This window comes from Polaromonas sp. P3_B4 (genome assembly GCF_056402835.1).
The window spans coordinates 966,203-983,458 of the sequence record NZ_JBFUGQ010000001.1 but is presented as its reverse complement, the minus strand read 5'-3'; the positions used below and the strand labels follow the sequence as shown (position 1 = coordinate 983,458).

The following is a 17,256-nucleotide window of genomic DNA, read 5'->3' as shown; positions in this document are numbered from 1 at the left end:
CATGAAATCAAACGCTGTTAGATCCTTCTCTCCTAACGCCCTGCTGGCCATGCTGCTGCTTGGGGGAAGCTTAATTTTTATGGCGCTGCCGTCACACGCGCAGCAGGTCTACCGCATCGTGGGACCCGACGGCAAGGTCACCTTTTCCGACCAGCCACCGCCGGCGGCAAGTAGCGGCAAGGTTAGCGCTGCCAACGCAGCGTCAAGTGGTGGAGCAGCATCCGGAGGTCTTCCTTTCGAATTGCGACAGGTTGTCAGCAAATACCCGGTCACGTTGTACACCAACGAAAAATGTATTCCCTGCGGTTCCGCTCGTGCCATGCTGATAAGCCGTGGCATTCCCTTCAGCGAGAAAACCGTTAGCACCAATGAAGATATTGCGGCCCTGCAGCGGGTGAGCGGCGATGCATCGCTACCCTTTCTGACCATAGCCGCCCAGCAACTCAAAGGCTATTCGGACGCAGAGTGGACGCAGTACCTGAATGCAGCGGGCTACCCTGCTGCGTCCATATTGCCAGCCACCTACCAGCGCCCCGCGCCTACACCCCTGGTCGCCGTGAGCAAATCTCCAGCAGCGGGCACCGCCCCAGCCGCTCCTGCCGCACCATCCCAACAGGCTGCTCCGGCGGCACCACCCGCCGCCACGGCCAACAACCCTGCCGGCATCAAATTCTGAGCGGGCTCTGAAAATGCAAAACGCCGGGTACCAGCCCGGCGTTTTGCTTTCTGGGGCTAGAGCAGCCTAGAACACCAGCGTCTTCACCCCGCCCGGCGCACCCAGCAGGCAGACATGCGCCTTCTGGTGGGCGAACACCCCCACCGTCACCACGCCCGGCCACTGGTTGACCTGCGACTCAAAACCCAGTGGGTCGGCGATCTTCAGGCCAGTCACGTCCAGGATGTGCTGGCCGTTGTCGGTGACCAGCGGTTTGCCGTCCTTGAGCCGCAGGTTGGCCGTGCCGCCCATGGCCGCAAACTGCCGCGCGATGCGCCTGGCCGCCATCGGAATCACCTCAACGGGCAGCGGAAAGTTGCCCAGCACCTGCACCAGCTTGGACTCGTCTGCAATGCAGACAAACTTGCGCGACTGGGCCGCCACGATCTTTTCGCGCGTCAGCGCCGCACCGCCGCCCTTGACCATATAACCCGCGTTGTCGATCTCGTCGGCGCCGTCGATGTACACCGCCAGCTCGTCCACCTCCGTCGCGTCAAACACCTTGATGCCCAGCGCCTGCAGGCGTTCCGTCGAGGCCACCGAGCTCGACACGGCACCGGCAATGCGCCCCTTCATGGTGCCCAGCGCGTCAATGAATTTGTTCACAGTCGTGCCGGTGCCCACTCCCACAATGCTACCTTCCTCGACATAGTGAAGGGCTGCCTGGCCGACCAGGGTTTTGAGTTCGTCTTGGGTCATGGCTTGAGTCATGGAAGTGTTGAAGAGTGTTTGGGGGGTCGGGCCGGGGCGAAACGGGTTTTGCGACAATCAGGCTTCATGCCCGGCCTGCCCGGGTGGTTCATCGCCTCATCGCCAACAGCCGAATTATCCAATGTCCCTGCTCCCCTACGCCCTGGCCCGCCCTTTTTTATTTGGGCTTGACCCCGAAACCGCCCACGAGCTGACCATGGCTTCGCTCGCGCGTACCCAGGGCACGCCGCTGTCGCTGGCGTATTGCGGCAACCGCGTGAGCGATCCCGTCGAGCTGGCCGGCCTGAAATTCGCCAACCGCGTGGGTCTGGCCGCCGGGCTCGATAAAAACGCCCGTTGCATCGACGGCCTGGCCGCCATGGGTTTTGGTTTTGTCGAAGTCGGCACCGTCACCCCTCTGGGCCAACCGGGCAACCCCAAGCCGCGCATGTTCCGCCTCACCGAAGCCAACGCGCTCATCAACCGCCTGGGCTTTAACAATGAAGGGCTGGCCGCTTTTCTGGCCAATGTGCAGCGATCCAGCGTGCGCAAGCAAGGCGCGCAAAACAGCCTGCTGCTGGGCCTGAACATCGGCAAAAACGCCGCCACGCCGATTGAAAACGCGGTGGACGATTACCTGACCTGCCTGGACGGTGTCTACCCGCACGCGGACTACGTCACCGTCAATATCTCCAGCCCCAACACCAAAAACCTGCGCGCCCTGCAAAGCGACGAAGCCCTGGACGCCCTGCTCGGCCGCATCGCCGAACGCCGCGAGACCCTGGCCAAACAGCACGGCAAGCGTGTGCCGATTTTTGTGAAGATCGCACCCGACCTCGATGAAGCCCAGGTCGATGTGATTGCCGCCACGCTCAAGCGCCACGCCATGGACGGCGTCGTCGCCACCAACACCACGCTGAGCCGCGACGCGGTGAAAGGCATGCGCCATGCCGAAGAGGCCGGCGGCCTGAGCGGCGCCCCGGTGCTGGAGGCCAGCAACCGCGTCATCGGCCAGTTGCGCGCGGCACTCGGCAAAGGCTTTCCCATCATCGGCGTGGGCGGCATCATGAGCGGTGCGGACGCCGTCTCCAAGATCAAGGCCGGCGCCGACGTCGTGCAGATCTATACCGGCCTCATCTACAAAGGCCCTGAACTGGTGACTGACGCCGCGACTGCGATCAAAAACAGCCGCTAGACCAATAGGGACTTGCGCAGGCAGCTATTGAATTAATAGCAACGAATCCGCAAGGCACGGCATTGGCTTACGGAGCTTTTTTGCGCGGCACCGCTGCCGCTCGCGGCCTCGCCACTTTGGCCACCTTCTTCTTCACCGCGCCCGCAGCTTTACGCGCCACACCCAGCTCCACCCACACCGGCGCATGGTCGCTGGCGTGCTCCTGCCCGCGCACCCAGCTGTCTACCCCGGCAGCTTTCAGACGCGGCGCCAGTTCAGCGTTCAGCAGGATGTGGTCGATGCGCAAGCCCGCGTTGCGCTGCCAATGCTGGCGAAAATAGTCCCAGAAGGTGTAGACGCGTTCGTCCGGATGCAAATGCCGCAGGCTGTCTACCCAGCCTTGCCCCAACAGCTTTTCATAGGCCGCCCGGCTTTCGGGCTGCAACAAGGCGTCCTTGCGCCAGGACTTGGGGTTGTAGATATCAAAGTCCGTCGGCACCACGTTGAAGTCACCCGCCAGCGCCACCGGGTGCCCGGACGCATAAAGCCCCGCCGCGTGCTTCTGCAGCCGCTCAAACCAGGCCAGCTTGTAGTCGAACTTGGGGCCGGGCTGCGGGTTGCCGTTGGGCAGGTACAGGCAGGCCACGACGATGCCGTCCACCGCCGCCTCCAGATAGCGGCTGTGGTCATCTGACGCATCGCCGGGCAGCTCACGCCGTATTTCAACCGGCGCCTCACCCCTGGCCAGAATCGCCACACCGTTCCATGAACGCTGGCCTTTCCATAAAGCGCTGTAACCCGCTTCCCGCAGGTCGGCCTGGGGAAACACACTGTCCAGCGCCTTGAGCTCCTGCAGGCAGACCACGTCGGGCGACTCTTTGGCCAGCCAGTCCAGCAACTGCGGAAGCCGCGTCTTGATGCCGTTGACGTTAAAGGTCGCGAGCTTCATCAAACCCCGATCAAACGCCGGGCGAAGGCTTACCCCGGCCCGGCCCGCGCCGGAAAGCCTCGGCACCGCCGCTACCGCCGCCGTCAGGAAAGCTGTGCTGCTTGAGCTTGCCGGCCTTTCCGGGCTTCACCGGGTTTTCAATCAAGGTGCTGGCATCGTTGCCATCCGCTTCATCGTCCGGCTCGCTGTGCGGAGGATGCGGCACCGTCGCGCCTTCGCCGGTTTTGGCGCGTGTCGGGCTGGTGTTGGTTTTTGCCATGAGTGCTCCAGAAATCGAAGCTTCAAAGTACCAGCACAGGCTGCGGGCGGGTGTCGGACAACACCGCAAGGCCGCTGCCCCGATACCCTGAGGGCACCAGAAAAGGCGATGCAAAGCGAGCCGGCCAGGCCAGCATGAGCCGCGGAACCGGCTTCGCCGGGCGATCTATAAGCCACCCCCGTCCAGGCTCACTGCGTGTAGCCTGTTCCCCCTCGAGGGGGCGGCGCCTGCGGTCTGGCAAAGCCAGTCCCGCGGCCCCCACTGGTGAAATACGCCCACTGGTTACGCCGCTGAACTCTTCATGCAAGCAGGGGCCGCGGAACCGGCTTCGCCGGGCCGCGGGCGCAGCGGCCCCCTTGGGGGCAGGGAGCTACACGAAGTGAGCGACCGTGGGGGCCCGGGTTAGCCCGAAGGCGGCGTAGAGCCTGTCCCCTAGAGTACCCGGCGCGCTGTGCCGCCGGCCCCGCAGCGACTACCATGCAGGCAGTTTTGACAGGAGACCTGCCTTGGCCGCGACCCCCACTTCGGCGACGACGCCCCCTTCCCTTGCGTCTTCCTCTTTTTCCCTGGACCCCGCTTCCCCCTACCCCCACCTGCTCGCGCCGCTGGACCTGGGCTTCACCACGCTGAAGAACCGCGTGCTGATGGGCAGCATGCACACCGGCCTGGAAGACGGCCGCAAACACTTCCCCGCCATGGCCGCCTACTTTGCCGAGCGCGCACGCGGCGGCGTGGGCCTCATGGTTACCGGGGGCTTTGCGCCCAACATCGCCGGCTGGACCAAACCTTTCGCCGGCATGCTCGCCAGCTCAGGCGCTGCGCGTCGCCACAAACAGGTCACCGACGCCGTGCACACCGAAGGCGGCAAGATTGCCCTGCAAATTTTGCACACCGGCCGCTACGGCTACCACCCGCTGTGCGTCGCGCCCTCGCGCATCCAGAGCCCGATCTCGCCATTCACCCCGCGCGAGCTTAGCTCCGGCGGCGTCGAGCGGCAGATTCGCGCCTTCATCCGCTGCGCCATGCTGGCCCGCGATGGCGGCTACGACGGCGTCGAGATCATGGGCAGCGAAGGCTACTTTATCAACCAGTTCCTCGTTACCCACACCAACCAGCGCACCGACGAGTGGGGCGGCAGCTATGGCAACCGCATGCGTGTGGCCGTGGAGATCGTGCGCCGCACGCGCGAAGCCGTCGGCCGCGACTTCATCATCATCTACCGCCTCTCGATGATCGACCTGATTCCCGGCGGCAGCAGCTGGGAAGAAGTCGTGCTGCTGGCCAAAGCCGTTGAAGCCGCCGGTGCCACGCTCATCAACAGCGGCATCGGCTGGCATGAGGCGCGTGTGCCGACAATCGCGACGTCAGTACCACGCGGCGCCTTCACCTGGGTCACCAAAAAGCTGCGAGGCGACCTGCGTGCCGCCGGCCTCACGATTCCTGTCATCACCAGCAACCGCCTGAACATGCCCGAAGTGGCCGAACAGGTGCTGGCCGACGGCAGCGCCGACATGGTCAGCATGGCCCGCCCCTTCCTGGCCGACCCCGAGTTCGTCAACAAGGCCGCGCAAGGCCGCCGCGATGAAATCAACACCTGCATCGCCTGCAACCAGGCCTGCCTGGACCACGCCTTCCAGGCCAAGCTGGCAAGCTGCCTCGTCAACCCCCGCGCCGGGCATGAAACCGAACTTGTCATCCGCATCGCTCCCGCCCAAAAACGCGTTGCCGTTATAGGTTCAGGCCCCGCGGGTCTGGCCGCCGCCACCACTTTGGCCCTGCGCGGCCACAGCGTTGACCTGTATGACGCTGCCGACAAAATCGGCGGCCAGTTCAACCTGGCCAAGCGCGTGCCCGGCAAGGAAGAGTTCGAAGAAACCCTGCGCTACTTCGGCCAGCGCATCACCGGCACCGGCGTGAAGCTGCACCTGAACACCCGCGTCTCGGCGGCCGACCTCATTGCGCAAAAGTTTGACGAAGTCGTGCTGGCCACCGGCGTCACGCCGCGCAACCCGCGCATTCCCGGGCAAGACCATCCCAAGGTGCTCAGCTACATCGATGTGCTGCTGGGCCGCCAACCCGTGGGCGAGCGCGTCGCGCTCATAGGCGCAGGCGGCATCGGCTTTGATGTCGCCGAATTCCTCGTCACACCCACCGGTCACTCCACCGCACTCGACCTGCCCGCCTGGCTCGCCGAATGGGGTGTGGCCGATCCCGGCGAAGTGCGCGGCGGCGTCGTGCGCCCGCAGGTCACGCCGCCGGCGCGCCATGTCACCCTGCTGCAGCGCAAGCCCGGCAAGCTGGGCGCGGGCCTGGGCAAGACCACCGGCTGGATCCACCGTGCCGCGCTGAAAATGAAAAACGTCGAAATGCTTTCAGGCGTCAACTATGAACGCATTGGTGAAAACGAAGGAGGCTCAGGCCTCAGCCTCTTCATCACCTTCGGCGAAAAGCGGCTGGACGGCACCGTGCTGTCAGTCGACAACATCGTGCTGTGCGCCGGGCAGGAACCCCTCCGCGAACTGCTGGAGCCGCTGCGCGCGGCCGGCGTCAAGACGCACCTGATTGGCGGCGCAGATGAAGCCAGCGAACTCGACGCCAAACGCGCGATTGACCAGGGGACGCGGCTGGCGGCGATGGTTTGATCCAGGCCCCACTCACGCAGATGCGTCAGGTTCGTCCTTGCGCTCCAGCAGCAGGCGAAGCATGCGCTCCGGGTTTTGCAAAAAATCGCGCGTAACCCGGTAGTGCTCAGTCTCGGCGTACTGAATGCGCTCCAGGCCGGACTCCGAGCACGCATAAATCCAGGCGTCCGGGTAAGCCATCAGGATGGGCGAATGCGTCGCGATCAAAAACTGCGACCGCTCCAGCACCAGGTCATGCATGCGCGACAACACCGCCAGCTGGCGTTGCGGCGACAGGGCCGCTTCCGGCTCGTCAAGGATGTACATCCCTTCCGGGCCGAACCGGTGGTTGAGCAGCGACAGAAATGACTCGCCGTGAGACTGCTCATGCAACGAGCGCGAGCCATAGAAAGTGATCACCGGCGGCCCCATGGAAGGTTCTGCGTCCAGGTTCTCGATCTCCGTCGCCACATTGAAGAAGCTCTCTGCACGCAGAAAAAAGCCGGTCTTCGGCCGCTTGAAGCCTTTGGCAACGCGAATGTATTCGTTTAGCACCGAATGGGAAACGCGTGTACCGAAACGGAAATTTTTGGTACCGCCTTCTGCGTTAAACCCCAGCGAAACTGCAATTGCCTCCAGCAGCGTCGACTTTCCCGAGCCGTTTTCACCCACAAAGAACGTCACTTTCGGGTGCAGGTCAATATGCTCCAGCGTGCGGATGGCCGGCAGGTGAAACGGGTAGGCCGCGAAAGACTCCACCTTGTCGCGCACCAGCGTGACGCGGCTGGCAAACTGGCTGGAGATGATCGATGACATGACCGGAGTTTAAGGTGGCGGCGACGCTGGAAAATAGCTGACGAAGACCCGCCCGGTCTGGGGCACTTCCCCGTCAAGCATCAAGCCTGTGGCGAGAATATTTGCTGCCCAAACACAAAGAGAAGCCTGTCGCCATCATCCACCGCGTACGGCGGCCGGGCGACAGTACTCCCTGCATTCAAACAGGCATCTTCTACTGCCAGTTTGCAGCAATGACCGGTGACAAGTTTGTTTGATAGCCAGCCGGCAATGTGGTCTCACCTGCCGCCGGTGGCGAGAACGCCGCCATTGCATCAACCAGGTTTTGCACCTGACTGTCCAGCAAACGAGTCCCGTTGGCCAGCTCAAATATTTCCACATGGTTGCCGGCGCCCTGGTACCAGTTGGTGACAGCCACTTTGTCCGTTGTGCCTATGACAGAGACCTCCAGATTGAGCCCTACCTGCTGAAACCAGAGCTGGTCGGCAGCAACGCTGGCGTCAAACCTCAAGGTGTCGGTCACACCCGCAGTGGCATCTGTGTCTGTGAGGACGTCAGCGCCGTCACCCCGCGCAAACAGGTAGGTATCAGCGCCTGAGCCACCAAAAAGCTGGTCATTTCCAGTGCCCCCCGTCAAGGTGTCGTTGCCCCCCAGGCCGCGGAGAATATCGTTGCCGGCCAACCCATTGAGCGTATCTGCCGAGGTATTGTTGCCAATCAGGCTGTCCGCGCCGGTCGTAGCTGTCCCGAGGATGCCCCCGTTCAACAAAATGGCATCGATGTCTGCAGGCCTCCACACCGTGCCATCGCCGAACGCGATTTCCTCAACGGACCAGGGTGTCACCGAGTTGTTGGCCAGGTAGTTGCTCACCGTCAGGGTGTCGGTCGTCCCCGTGATTCTCAAAACGAGATTGTTCCCGCTGCGAGTTACCGTGATACCGGTAGGTGTAATACCCGCGTCAAATTCAATCCGATCAATGTTTCCCGCGGTCCCATCGTTGTCATAAATGGTGTCCTGGCCGCCGCCCACTCCGAAGCGATAGATGTCGTTGCCCGTGCCGGTGTAGACGCCGTTCCAGGTGTCATAGATTCCACCCGCCAGGATGTCGTTGCCCGATCCGCCCACCAGAATGTCGTTACCGGCGCCGCCTTGCAAGGTGTCACCATCGGCACCACCATTGAGTGTGTCGTTGCCGTTGCCTCCACTCAGGGAGTCGCCGCCGGCCTCGCCCAGCAGCATGTCGTTGCCGTCTTCCCCGTTGAGGGTGTCGACGCCATTGCCGCCGTACAACGTGTCGTTGCCGGCCCGGGCGCTGATGGTGTCATTGCCGTCATTCCCCACGAGCACATCATCGGAGGCATAGCCGGTCAGGGTGTCATTGCCTGAGCCGCCCGTCAGCGCCATCAGCTTCACATTTGCAACTGACCAGACCGTGTTGACATCATCAGTGAAGCGGATCTCTTCAACGGCCCAGCCTCCGGCTCCATCCCCGCTGAAATAGCCGTTAACCGTGATCTGGTCGGCGGTGCCTTGAATCTTCAGGACCAGGCTGTCGCCCGATCGCGAAGCCAGCACGCTGGCGGGCAGGATTCCAGCCTTGAAGACGATCTTGTCGACAACGCCAGCGGTGCCGTCGTTGTCGTAGATCGTGTCCTGGCCATCGCCCAAGCCGAACAGGTAGGTGTCGCTGCCCGCGCCGTTGTAATTGCCGTTCCAGGTGTCGTACACCCCTCCGGCCAGGATGTCATTGCCGGCACCACCCTCCAGGGTGTCATTGCCTGATCCGCCTTGCAAGGTGTCCACATCGGCTCCGCCATTGAGCGTGTCGTTACCGTTACCGCCGCTCAGGGAATCACCACCGGCCTCCCCCAGGAGCACGTCGTTGCCGTCCTCCCCGTTGAGGGTGTCGGCGCCATTACCGCCGTACAGCGTATCGTTTCCGGCCCGGGCGCTGATGGTGTCATTGCCGTCATTGCCCACGAGCACGTCGTCGGTGGCGTAGCCCGTCAGGGTGTCATTACCGGCCGTACCGACCAGAGCCATCACCTTCACATTGGCAATCGACCAGACCGTGTTGACATCATCGGCGAAACGGATCTCTTCCACCGCCCAGCCGCCGGTGCCGTCCCCATTGAAATAGCCATTGACCGATATCTGGTCGCTGGTGCCGATGATTTTGAGCACAAGAATATCGCCGGAACGGGAAACCAGGACATCTCCGGGGAGCACCCCGGCTTTGAAGATGATCTTGTCAATGACGCCAGCAGTGGAGTCGTTGTCGGAGATCGTGTCCTGTCCATCACCTCGCCCGAACAGATAGGTGTCGCTGCCGGTTCCGGTGTAAACGCCATTCCAGGTGTCGTACACGCCGCCGGCCAGAATGTCGTTGCCCGACCCGCCATCCAGGGTGTCGTTCCCGGCACCTCCTTGCAGTGTGTCGACATCGGCACCGCCGTTCAAGGTATCGTTGCCGTTGCCTCCGTTCAGGGAGTCGCCGCCTGCCTCACCCAGAAGCAGGTCGTTGCCGTCTTCTCCGTTAAGCGTGTCCGCGCCATTGCCGCCGTACAGCGTGTCGTTGCCGCCACGACCACTCATGGTGTCATTGCCATCGTTGCCCGCCATCACGTCGTCGGTGGCATAGCCAATCAGCGTGTCATTGCCAGCGCCGCCCACAAGCGCCGCCATGTTCTTGACGTTGGCCACAGACCAGACCGCATTGACGTCATCAGTGAAGCGAATCTCTTCGATGGCCCAGCCGCCGGCGCCATCCCCATTGAAATAGCCGCTCACCGATATCTGATCGCCGGTGCCGATGATTTTGAGCACCAGGGTATCGCCAGAGCGGGAAACCAGGACATCCCCCGGGAGAACTCCGGCTTTGAAAATGATCTTGTCAATGACACCTGCGGTCGTGTCGTTGTCGGCGATCGTGTCCTGCCCGTCTCCGCGCCCAAACAGGTAGGTGTCGCTGCCTGTGCCGGTGTAGACACCATTCCAGGTGTCGTACACGCCGCCGCCCAGCAGATCATTGCCGGCCCCGCCTTCCAGGATGTCGTTACCCGACCCGCCCTGCAATGTGTCGCCATCGGCGCCTCCGCTCAGCGTATCGTTGCCGTTGCCACCGCTCAGGGAATCACCGCCGGCGTCACCCAGAAGCAGGTCGTCGCCATCTTCCCCGCTGAGGGTGTCGGCGCCATTACCGCCGTACAACGTGTCGTTGCCAGCCCGGCCGCTGATGGTGTCGTTGCCATCATTGCCCACGATCACGTCATCTGTGCCGTAGCCGACCAGTGCATCGTTGCCGGCACTGCCGACAAGGGCCATTGTCCTGACGTCGGAAACCGTCCATACCGTATTCAGGTCGTCCGCAAAACGGATTTCTTCCACGGCCCAGCCGCCAGTACCGTCTCCATTGAAATAACCGTTGACCGTTACCTGGTCGCTGGTACCCTGGATCTTCAGAACCAGGCTGTCACCCGAGCGCGAGATCAACACGCTGCCTGGCAAGATGCCAGCCTTGAAGACGATCTTGTCGACGGCACCGGCCGTCGTGTCGTTGTCGGCGATCGTGTCCTGGCCGTCGCCCAAGCCGAACATATAGGTGTCGCTTCCCGCTCCGTTGTAGTTGCCGTTCCAGGTGTCGTACACCCCGCCGCCCAGCAGGTCGTTGCCGGCTCCGCCTTCCAGGATGTCGTCGCCGGCGCCACCTTGCAGCGTATCGTTGTCAGCCCCACCCAACAGGGTGTCAACACCGTTGCCTCCGATCAGGGAATCCGCACCGGCATCGCCCAGGATCAGGTCGTTGCCATCTTCACCGCTGAGAGTGTCAGCGCCATTGCCGCCATACAGTGTGTCATTGCCTGCCCGGGCGCTGATGGTGTCGTTGCCGTCATTGCCCACGATCACGTCATCGGTGGCGTAGCCGGTCAGGGCATCATTGCCGGCACTGCCTACAAGGGCCATAGTCTTGACGTCTGTCACTGTCCAAACCGTGTTCAGATCATCGGCGAAGCGAATCTCTTCGATGGCCCAACCGCCCGCACCGTCTCCATTGAAATAGCCGTTGACCGTTACCTGGTCACTGGTGCCCTGGATTGCCAGGATAAGGCTGTCGCCCGAGCGCGAGATCGACACGCTGGCTGGCAGGATGCCCGCCTTGAAGACGATCTTGTCGATAACGCCTGCGGTGGTGTCGTTGTCGGCGATCGTGTCCTGACCATCGCCCAGGCCGAACAGGTAGGTGTCGCTGCCCGCACCGTCGTAGTTGCCGTTCCAGGTGTCGTATACCCCTCCACCCAACACGTCGTTGCCGGCGCCTCCATCCAGAACATCGTCACCCGCTCCGCCCTGCAAGGTGTCCCCGTCGGCGCCACCATTGAGGGTGTCATTGCCATTGCCGCCGATCAGGGAATCAGCACCGACGCCGCCCTCCAGCACGTCGTTGCCGTTGCCGCCACTGAGCGAGTCGGCTCCGACTTCTCCGTTCAATACGTCATTGCCGTCATTGCCGGTCACGGTGTCGTTGCCGTCCCCGGCATTGATCGTGTCGTCGGTGGCATAACCCTGAAGCGTGTCGTTGTTGACCGTTCCAAGCAAGGCTTGCGCCTTCACGGTGGCGATGTCCCAAATCGTCGCCGGATCGTCGACAAACTGAATCTGCTCAATCGCCCAACCTCCAGCACCGTCCCCGCTGAAATAGCCGTTAATCGTTATCTGGTCGCTGGTGCCCTGAATCTTCAGCACCAGGCTGTCGCCCGAGCGGGAGATCAGCACGCTGGCAGGCAGGATGCCTGACTTGAAAACAATCGTGTCGATGGCTCCGGCGGTGGTGTCCTGGTCAACAATTGTGTCCTGCCCATCACCCAGGCCAAACAGATAGGTATCGCTGCCCGCGCCGTTGTAGTTGCCGTTCCAGGTGTCGTACACGCCCCCGGCCAGGATGTCGTTGCCGGCGCCCCCTTCGAGCACGTCGTCGCCGGATCCACCTTGCAATAGATCACTTCCTGCACCGCCGTCCAGCCAGTCACCGTCGGCGCCGGCACTGAAAGTATTTGCAGAGGCATCTCCCAAATAAATATCGGAACGGCTGCTTCCGCTGGTTGCCAGCCCCGAATACACATCCAACGATGCGAGCTCCCCCCTTAACGGTGAGTCCACGGCCAAAGCATCAATCCAGTTGCGCAACATTGATATTCCGCCAAACCCGACAGCAGATAGTGCTCCGGCCGTATAGTGGTGAAGCTCAACCAGGTCGATAAGTGCGTTGCGTTCATCTGCGGCTCTATGGTTTGTAAGCGCAGTAGTTAGTCCAGTCGTGTTAAACGAAATTCCAGTCCCACTAATAGACAATCCAATGCCGTCCAAATAGGGCTTAAGCCTCGTCTGCACTACCAATGCGCCATAAACACTTTCCTTGAGCGCGCTATAGGCTTGCTGCAACAGGTCTACCTGTGCGGCCGGCGGACTGACGATGTAGTGGTACACCACGTTTCCAGTATTCGGATCGGTGTTGCTGCTGATGGCAAACCCCGCTGGGCGAGGCCCACCATTTTCATCGCCGTAAAAACGGCTGCCATTGAACGCCTCGAGCACATAGATAAGGTTCTTGTACTCGGCTTCAGTCACGCCGGTCGGCAAGTTGTAGGTCACGTTGGCATTGAGGCCGTAAAGCACGCCATGCGAATAGGTAGAGGTGTTAGCCCACAGATTGACAAGGTTATCAAGCTGGCTGCGCTGGCCATCACGGGTAGGGGTAGTTGCAAAGGTCTGCAGGGCATTGGCGAAGTCGCTGTCCAGGCTAGCTGCGGCCCGCATATTTCGCACCATGCCGGAACCATCCATCTGCGGAAGTGCCTGGGCTTGCTCGGTGATAGGAACAGGGTTGCCGGCTTCATCCACCACTTCGGGTGGGAACTCGGTAAAGAAGTTATTGGTCTCGAGGTCGATCGCACCGACGGTGTGCGTCTGACCGTTCTGAGTGAACGTCGTGCTCAGGGCAACAGTGTTGTTGTTGATCACCTGCCCCGCTTGTGGGCCTGTGCTGCTGCCGTTGACACCAATGCTGGTGATGTTGAGCTCGGACAGGGTCTTGACCTCTCCACTTTGGGTAATGCCATCTTGATTGGCGTCTTGCCATATCTTGAGTTCCACATATGCGGCATCTGCATTGGTGATGAACCCATCGCCGTTGGCATCCAGGTCACGCAACGCATCGAAGCCGTCAGCAGCCAATGTGCTGTTGCTTTTGATGGTGTCTACACCAAAGAGCTCACGACCTGTGTCTATCGTGCCGTTGCCATTGAGATCGCGAACCAGGAAACCGTCATCCGGCCTGGCCCAGCCGGTGCCGGTTTTGATACCGTCGGCGTTGTGGTCAAAAAGGGTAGCGCCGCTGGCGCCTGCCAACTCCAGACCATCGCCATCTAAATCTAGAACAAGAGGATCGCGACGCAGAACAAAGTTGCGGGCGTCGTTAAAGCGTCGACTGGTGTCAGAGCCAACATCCTGCCCTGGCCACGGCATGCCTGTAAAAGGATCACCGTCCGGCAAGGGAACAGGGCTGCCATCACGATTTGGAATATCAATAAATTTTCTTTTAAAGTAAAACGCTATCCACGCGTGCTCAGCGGAGATGGGGTCTGCAACGCCCGTCATTGGCGTTCGTAAAAGACCTTCCAAATCGGCCATCAGCTTTTCATCAACTTCAGTGATTTTCCTCCAGTAATCTGCTGGATCACCAGTCTGAGCTTCCCAATATCCTCTATCGTGATCTTTAAAGGTTTGATCTAGCGGATCCGTTGCCGGATACGACCAATCCGGCTGCTCCCCGGGTTGGATATCCCTACCGCCCGACCAATAACGGCCACCCCAATTACCATAGAAAAATCCCATTACAAGTTCTCCTTATGTTTACTAAGATTTGCGCAAATCCCACTACCAAGACCAAGCAAAACCAACATCGGCCTGCCTTGACTACTTTGTGCGCCAACTATCAGCGCATTTTTTCCATCAGAAGTAATAGAAATGTTTCCCACCCACCGAGGAAGATCGTTGACCTCGCAGCTTTCCGAACCGGATACTCGCATCACTTTAAAAAAATAACCGTCTTTATCCAGGTAGCGATTTAGCTGCAAACAAGTTCCAACAACACGATCGCAAACCAGGCTCGTAGTGTCTGGCTTAACGTATCTCTTTACATCGGGTTTCTCGCCGTTGGGAAATTCAAACAGTCGAATTTTTTTATCTCCAGCGGCGTCAGTGACGATAAAAAAACCAGATTCGTTGACCAAGCTCACGTTGCTGTATGGCGGGCCAAACTCTTCCCCCACTTTTATTGGTATTCCTTCAGATTTAATCATCAGCCAATGATGAATCGGGTAACCATCGGGTGTTGTTCTAGCCACCGCTTGGACTAGATATTTTCCAAAAGAAATTTCTTTGGGGAATGACAGCCCGCCACCGGAACGGTATAGCTCTGTTAGTTTCTGTCCGTCGTCAAGACTCAGTTTCGCAAGCATGCTTTGCTCACCTTGGCGGTAGGTAATCAACAGGCTATTTTCCGAATCCATGAAACCATATGAATTGATGCCGGAAGGGACAGAGAGCTTTGTCCAATCTGATGTGCCACTTTTTTTGATTTTTAGTGCGGCAATTCCGGTCTCAAACGTTAATAGCGCAAGAGTTGAACCATCTGGGCTTATTTTTGCGTCATATGGGAAGTTAGATCGAGTGGTGTTGCACGCGGAAAAAAATAATAGAAGGCAAGTTATCGTGCACAGTCGGATCAAATACTTTGAAAAATACTTGGGTGTGTTGTCTCTCATGCCGTCTTTCTCATATCTTTACTACTTTTCGGTGGATCAAACTTAAAGGTTACTTAAACAAATGGCGACTCGCTGTGGTTTTCTGTAGCTATCAATTTGCGCCGACAGAGTAGAAATAGCTGTGAGATTCGTTTTCAGGACGCAGGAATTACGATCTTTCCGAGACCCTTTTCACAGGAAAATTTTTCCGGTATTCGATGCAAGAGCAAGTCATTTAAATTCGCTATCTTCCTCTCAAACTCTCACTACCCGCCCGCTGAATCGAGTTCAGCAATATTCAATCCCACGTCACTGCCCGGTCTTGATATCCGCAGTCATGTTTATGCCGGATACCAGCTGAATCATCTTTCCGTCAATGTCGATCTGCTTAGTCTTCAGGGCCGGTACCACCGGGAAAAATCGTGCCGGGCTTTTTTGTCATGGACCGCATCGACCGTCACTCGGTCAACCAAGGCTCGAACAATGGGCACCCGCAGCATTCAAATTTTGGAAGCTGTATCAGGGCAAGCGGATCTTTTTCGGTCGCGTACCCGGCTTATCAGTCGTCCCTCTACTCATAACCTCCCTTCTCATTTTTATTTAGCTCGGCGACACTAAGCGAACAGATTGAACCAGATGTTGTGAATTTGTAAGCCGTCCACAGAAGTGCGAGCGATTAGCAAATCAATCTACGCGAATCAAATGACAATTTGAAGTGACACCCCTGTCACATATAACAGGGTGGCCGGGTAAACACCGACGCGCCCACAACGCCTTGAACAATTTAGTTCTAAGCTACACGATGGAAAAATCTATCGGGATCAAAAAATTTGTGATTTCTGACCACTCCATCCACGCAATGCAACACTCATTCAAATCTCGATAGATGAGCAATGCATCCATATCCAATCAAGGAGGTTTCGATGACGGCCACTCTTCGTCAAGCCCTGGTTCATATGCGCTCAGGCCAATGGAACGAGGCACACGGTATCGTGCAAAGTGATCAATCGCATTTGGCCGCCTGGCTGCACGGCATCCTGCATATTCAGGAGGGCGACCTGGGAAATGCGGAGTACTGGTACGGCCAGGCAAATCGGGATTTCCACAGCCGTGGAACAGTCGATGAAGAGCTGGAACGTTTCGAATCGGAGTTACCTGAATAGAGGCCTGCCAGATTAAAGGTGGCCGCTTTTAAATCGAAACCTAACCCACCTGGGTCATGCGCCTCGCCGGTTTGAAAGCCGGAGAACCACGGGTGATACCTTGTTTCGGCTACTCATAAATACCCTTGATCACTTCAGATCGGGGGGGTTCCATCTCGGCCGGCAACAGGCGCATGCTGCGCCATCAGCCCGGCTACCCATTCGATGAACACCCGCAGTTTGGCGCTGACATGCCGGTTCGGCGGAAAGGCCACATACAGGGGCATGGGGTCAAGGCGCCAGCCCTTGAACAGGGGCATCAGTTCGCCGCCAGCCAGGTGCGCCTTCGCCATATAGTCCGGCAGCCAGAGGACTCCCAATCCCGCCAGCCCGGCCGCGAGGTAGGCATTGCCGTCATCGAATGCGAACAGGTGGCGGCCTTGCACCTTGATGCTCTCGCCCTTGCAGTGCATGGCGTACGGAAAAGCCTTGCCGGTGCGCGCCCACAGGAAACCCACGATGCGGTGATGCGTGTCTTCCAGCTCTCGCGGGTGCAACGGTGTGCCCGCGCGCTCCAGGTAAGCCGGGGCGGCGTATACCCCCAACTGCAGGTCACCCACCTTGCGGGCCATCAGCGACTGATCGGTTAGCTCGCCGCCGCGCACGACGCAGTCCACGTTGTCGCCGATCAGGTCCACCATGCGGTCGCTGACACCCATGTCGAGCTGGATCTCAGGGTAGCGCGCATGAAATTCCGGCAAGGCCGGCACCAGGATCATGCGGGCCAGGGGGCTGGGTACATCGACCCGCAACCGGCCCCTGGGCGATGCTGATGCGCTGGACAGGCTGGTCTCGGCATCGTCCACCTCGGCCAGGACGCGCACCACCCGGTCATAGTAGGCAGCGCCATCGGCAGTGACATTGACCTTGCGTGTGGTCCGGTTGAGCAGCTTGACCCGCAGCCGCGCTTCCAGCTGCTGCACCAGCTGTGTCACGCTGGTCTTGCTCATATGGAGTGTCTCGGCCGCCTTGGTGAAGCTGCCTGCTTCCACCACGCGGGCGAATGCCTGCATTGCATCGAAACGGTCCATCTCTGCTCCAAATACGG

The 17,256-nt window shown here is 59.8% G+C and carries 11 protein-coding genes; 4 read left to right on the top strand and 7 right to left on the bottom strand.

Features of this window, described 5'->3' with window-relative positions; genetic code table 11:
- Window position 1: 1 nt before the first annotated feature.
- Window positions 2-676 (top strand): glutaredoxin family protein, encoded by a 675-nt coding sequence (locus AC1DVV_RS04815; protein WP_457278731.1) that lies wholly within the window; start codon window positions 2-4, stop codon window positions 674-676.
- A 66-nt stretch (window positions 677-742) separates the two neighbouring features.
- Here the strand turns inward: AC1DVV_RS04815 and rpiA are convergent, their stop codons facing one another.
- Window positions 743-1,414 carry a ribose-5-phosphate isomerase RpiA gene (gene rpiA / locus AC1DVV_RS04810; RefSeq protein WP_477702127.1) on the bottom strand — a complete coding sequence of 224 codons (672 nt, stop codon included), beginning with the start codon at window positions 1,412-1,414 and terminating at the stop codon, window positions 743-745.
- Window positions 1,415-1,547: 133 nt separating this feature from the next.
- On the opposite strand from rpiA, the gene AC1DVV_RS04805 reads away from it, so the two are divergent.
- Window positions 1,548-2,600 (top strand): quinone-dependent dihydroorotate dehydrogenase, encoded by a 1,053-nt coding sequence (locus AC1DVV_RS04805; protein ID WP_477702128.1) that lies wholly within the window; start codon window positions 1,548-1,550, stop codon window positions 2,598-2,600.
- A 67-nt stretch (window positions 2,601-2,667) separates the two neighbouring features.
- On the opposite strand, the gene xth is transcribed toward AC1DVV_RS04805, so the two are convergent.
- Both xth and AC1DVV_RS04795 read right to left on the bottom strand, forming a co-directional pair.
- Window positions 2,668-3,528, bottom strand: a complete 861-nt coding sequence (gene xth, locus AC1DVV_RS04800) for an exodeoxyribonuclease III (protein WP_477702129.1) — start codon at window positions 3,526-3,528, stop codon at window positions 2,668-2,670.
- A 10-nt stretch (window positions 3,529-3,538) separates the two neighbouring features.
- Entirely contained in the window at window positions 3,539-3,787 is a 249-nt protein-coding gene (locus AC1DVV_RS04795) for a hypothetical protein (RefSeq protein ID WP_457278734.1), read from the bottom strand.
- Between the two features lie 566 nt (window positions 3,788-4,353).
- Between AC1DVV_RS04795 and AC1DVV_RS04790 the strand changes: the two genes are divergently transcribed.
- Entirely contained in the window at window positions 4,354-6,429 is a 2,076-nt protein-coding gene (locus tag AC1DVV_RS04790) for an oxidoreductase (RefSeq protein ID WP_457279767.1), read from the top strand.
- Between the two features lie 12 nt (window positions 6,430-6,441).
- On the opposite strand, the gene AC1DVV_RS04785 is transcribed toward AC1DVV_RS04790, so the two are convergent.
- The 3 genes from AC1DVV_RS04785 to AC1DVV_RS04775 all read right to left on the bottom strand — a co-directional run bounded on the left by AC1DVV_RS04785 (window position 6,442) and on the right by AC1DVV_RS04775 (window position 15,027).
- Window positions 6,442-7,215, bottom strand: coding sequence for an AAA family ATPase (locus AC1DVV_RS04785; protein ID WP_477702133.1), 774 nt, complete (start codon window positions 7,213-7,215; stop codon window positions 6,442-6,444).
- A 202-nt stretch (window positions 7,216-7,417) separates the two neighbouring features.
- A complete protein-coding gene (locus AC1DVV_RS04780; RefSeq protein ID WP_477702130.1) occupies window positions 7,418-14,095 on the bottom strand; it encodes a calcium-binding protein in 6,678 nt (2,225 codons plus the stop codon).
- Window positions 14,095-15,027 (bottom strand): hypothetical protein, encoded by a 933-nt coding sequence (locus AC1DVV_RS04775; protein WP_477688995.1) that lies wholly within the window; start codon window positions 15,025-15,027, stop codon window positions 14,095-14,097. The genes AC1DVV_RS04780 and AC1DVV_RS04775 overlap by 1 nt, the downstream gene beginning before the upstream one ends.
- A 902-nt stretch (window positions 15,028-15,929) precedes the next feature.
- On the opposite strand from AC1DVV_RS04775, the gene AC1DVV_RS04770 reads away from it, so the two are divergent.
- Complete coding sequence (locus tag AC1DVV_RS04770; protein ID WP_477688994.1) at window positions 15,930-16,169, top strand: hypothetical protein; 240 nt, start codon at window positions 15,930-15,932, stop codon at window positions 16,167-16,169.
- Between the two features lie 134 nt (window positions 16,170-16,303).
- On the opposite strand, the gene AC1DVV_RS04765 is transcribed toward AC1DVV_RS04770, so the two are convergent.
- The gene (locus AC1DVV_RS04765; RefSeq protein ID WP_477702765.1) at window positions 16,304-17,239 is read right to left on the bottom strand and encodes a LysR family transcriptional regulator; all 936 of its coding nucleotides are present in this window, start codon (window positions 17,237-17,239) and stop codon (window positions 16,304-16,306) included.
- Between the last annotated feature and the right edge of the window lie 17 nt (window positions 17,240-17,256).

What these genes read in the sequence shown, in the direction of transcription:
- AC1DVV_RS04795 (WP_457278734.1), bottom strand. Translation starts at nt 3,787, where the DNA reads ATGGCAAAAACCAACACCAGCCCGACACGCGCCAAAACCGGCGAAGGC.
- xth (WP_477702129.1), bottom strand. Translation starts at nt 3,528, where the DNA reads ATGAAGCTCGCGACCTTTAACGTCAACGGCATCAAGACGCGGCTTCCG.
- AC1DVV_RS04805 (WP_477702128.1), top strand. Translation starts at nt 1,548, where the DNA reads ATGTCCCTGCTCCCCTACGCCCTGGCCCGCCCTTTTTTATTTGGGCTT.
- AC1DVV_RS04815 (WP_457278731.1), top strand. Translation starts at nt 2, where the DNA reads ATGAAATCAAACGCTGTTAGATCCTTCTCTCCTAACGCCCTGCTGGCC.
- AC1DVV_RS04770 (WP_477688994.1), top strand. Translation starts at nt 15,930, where the DNA reads ATGACGGCCACTCTTCGTCAAGCCCTGGTTCATATGCGCTCAGGCCAA.
- AC1DVV_RS04780 (WP_477702130.1), bottom strand. Translation starts at nt 14,095, where the DNA reads ATGGGATTTTTCTATGGTAATTGGGGTGGCCGTTATTGGTCGGGCGGT.
- AC1DVV_RS04775 (WP_477688995.1), bottom strand. Translation starts at nt 15,027, where the DNA reads ATGAGAGACAACACACCCAAGTATTTTTCAAAGTATTTGATCCGACTG.
- rpiA (WP_477702127.1), bottom strand. Translation starts at nt 1,414, where the DNA reads ATGACCCAAGACGAACTCAAAACCCTGGTCGGCCAGGCAGCCCTTCAC.
- AC1DVV_RS04765 (WP_477702765.1), bottom strand. Translation starts at nt 17,239, where the DNA reads ATGGACCGTTTCGATGCAATGCAGGCATTCGCCCGCGTGGTGGAAGCA.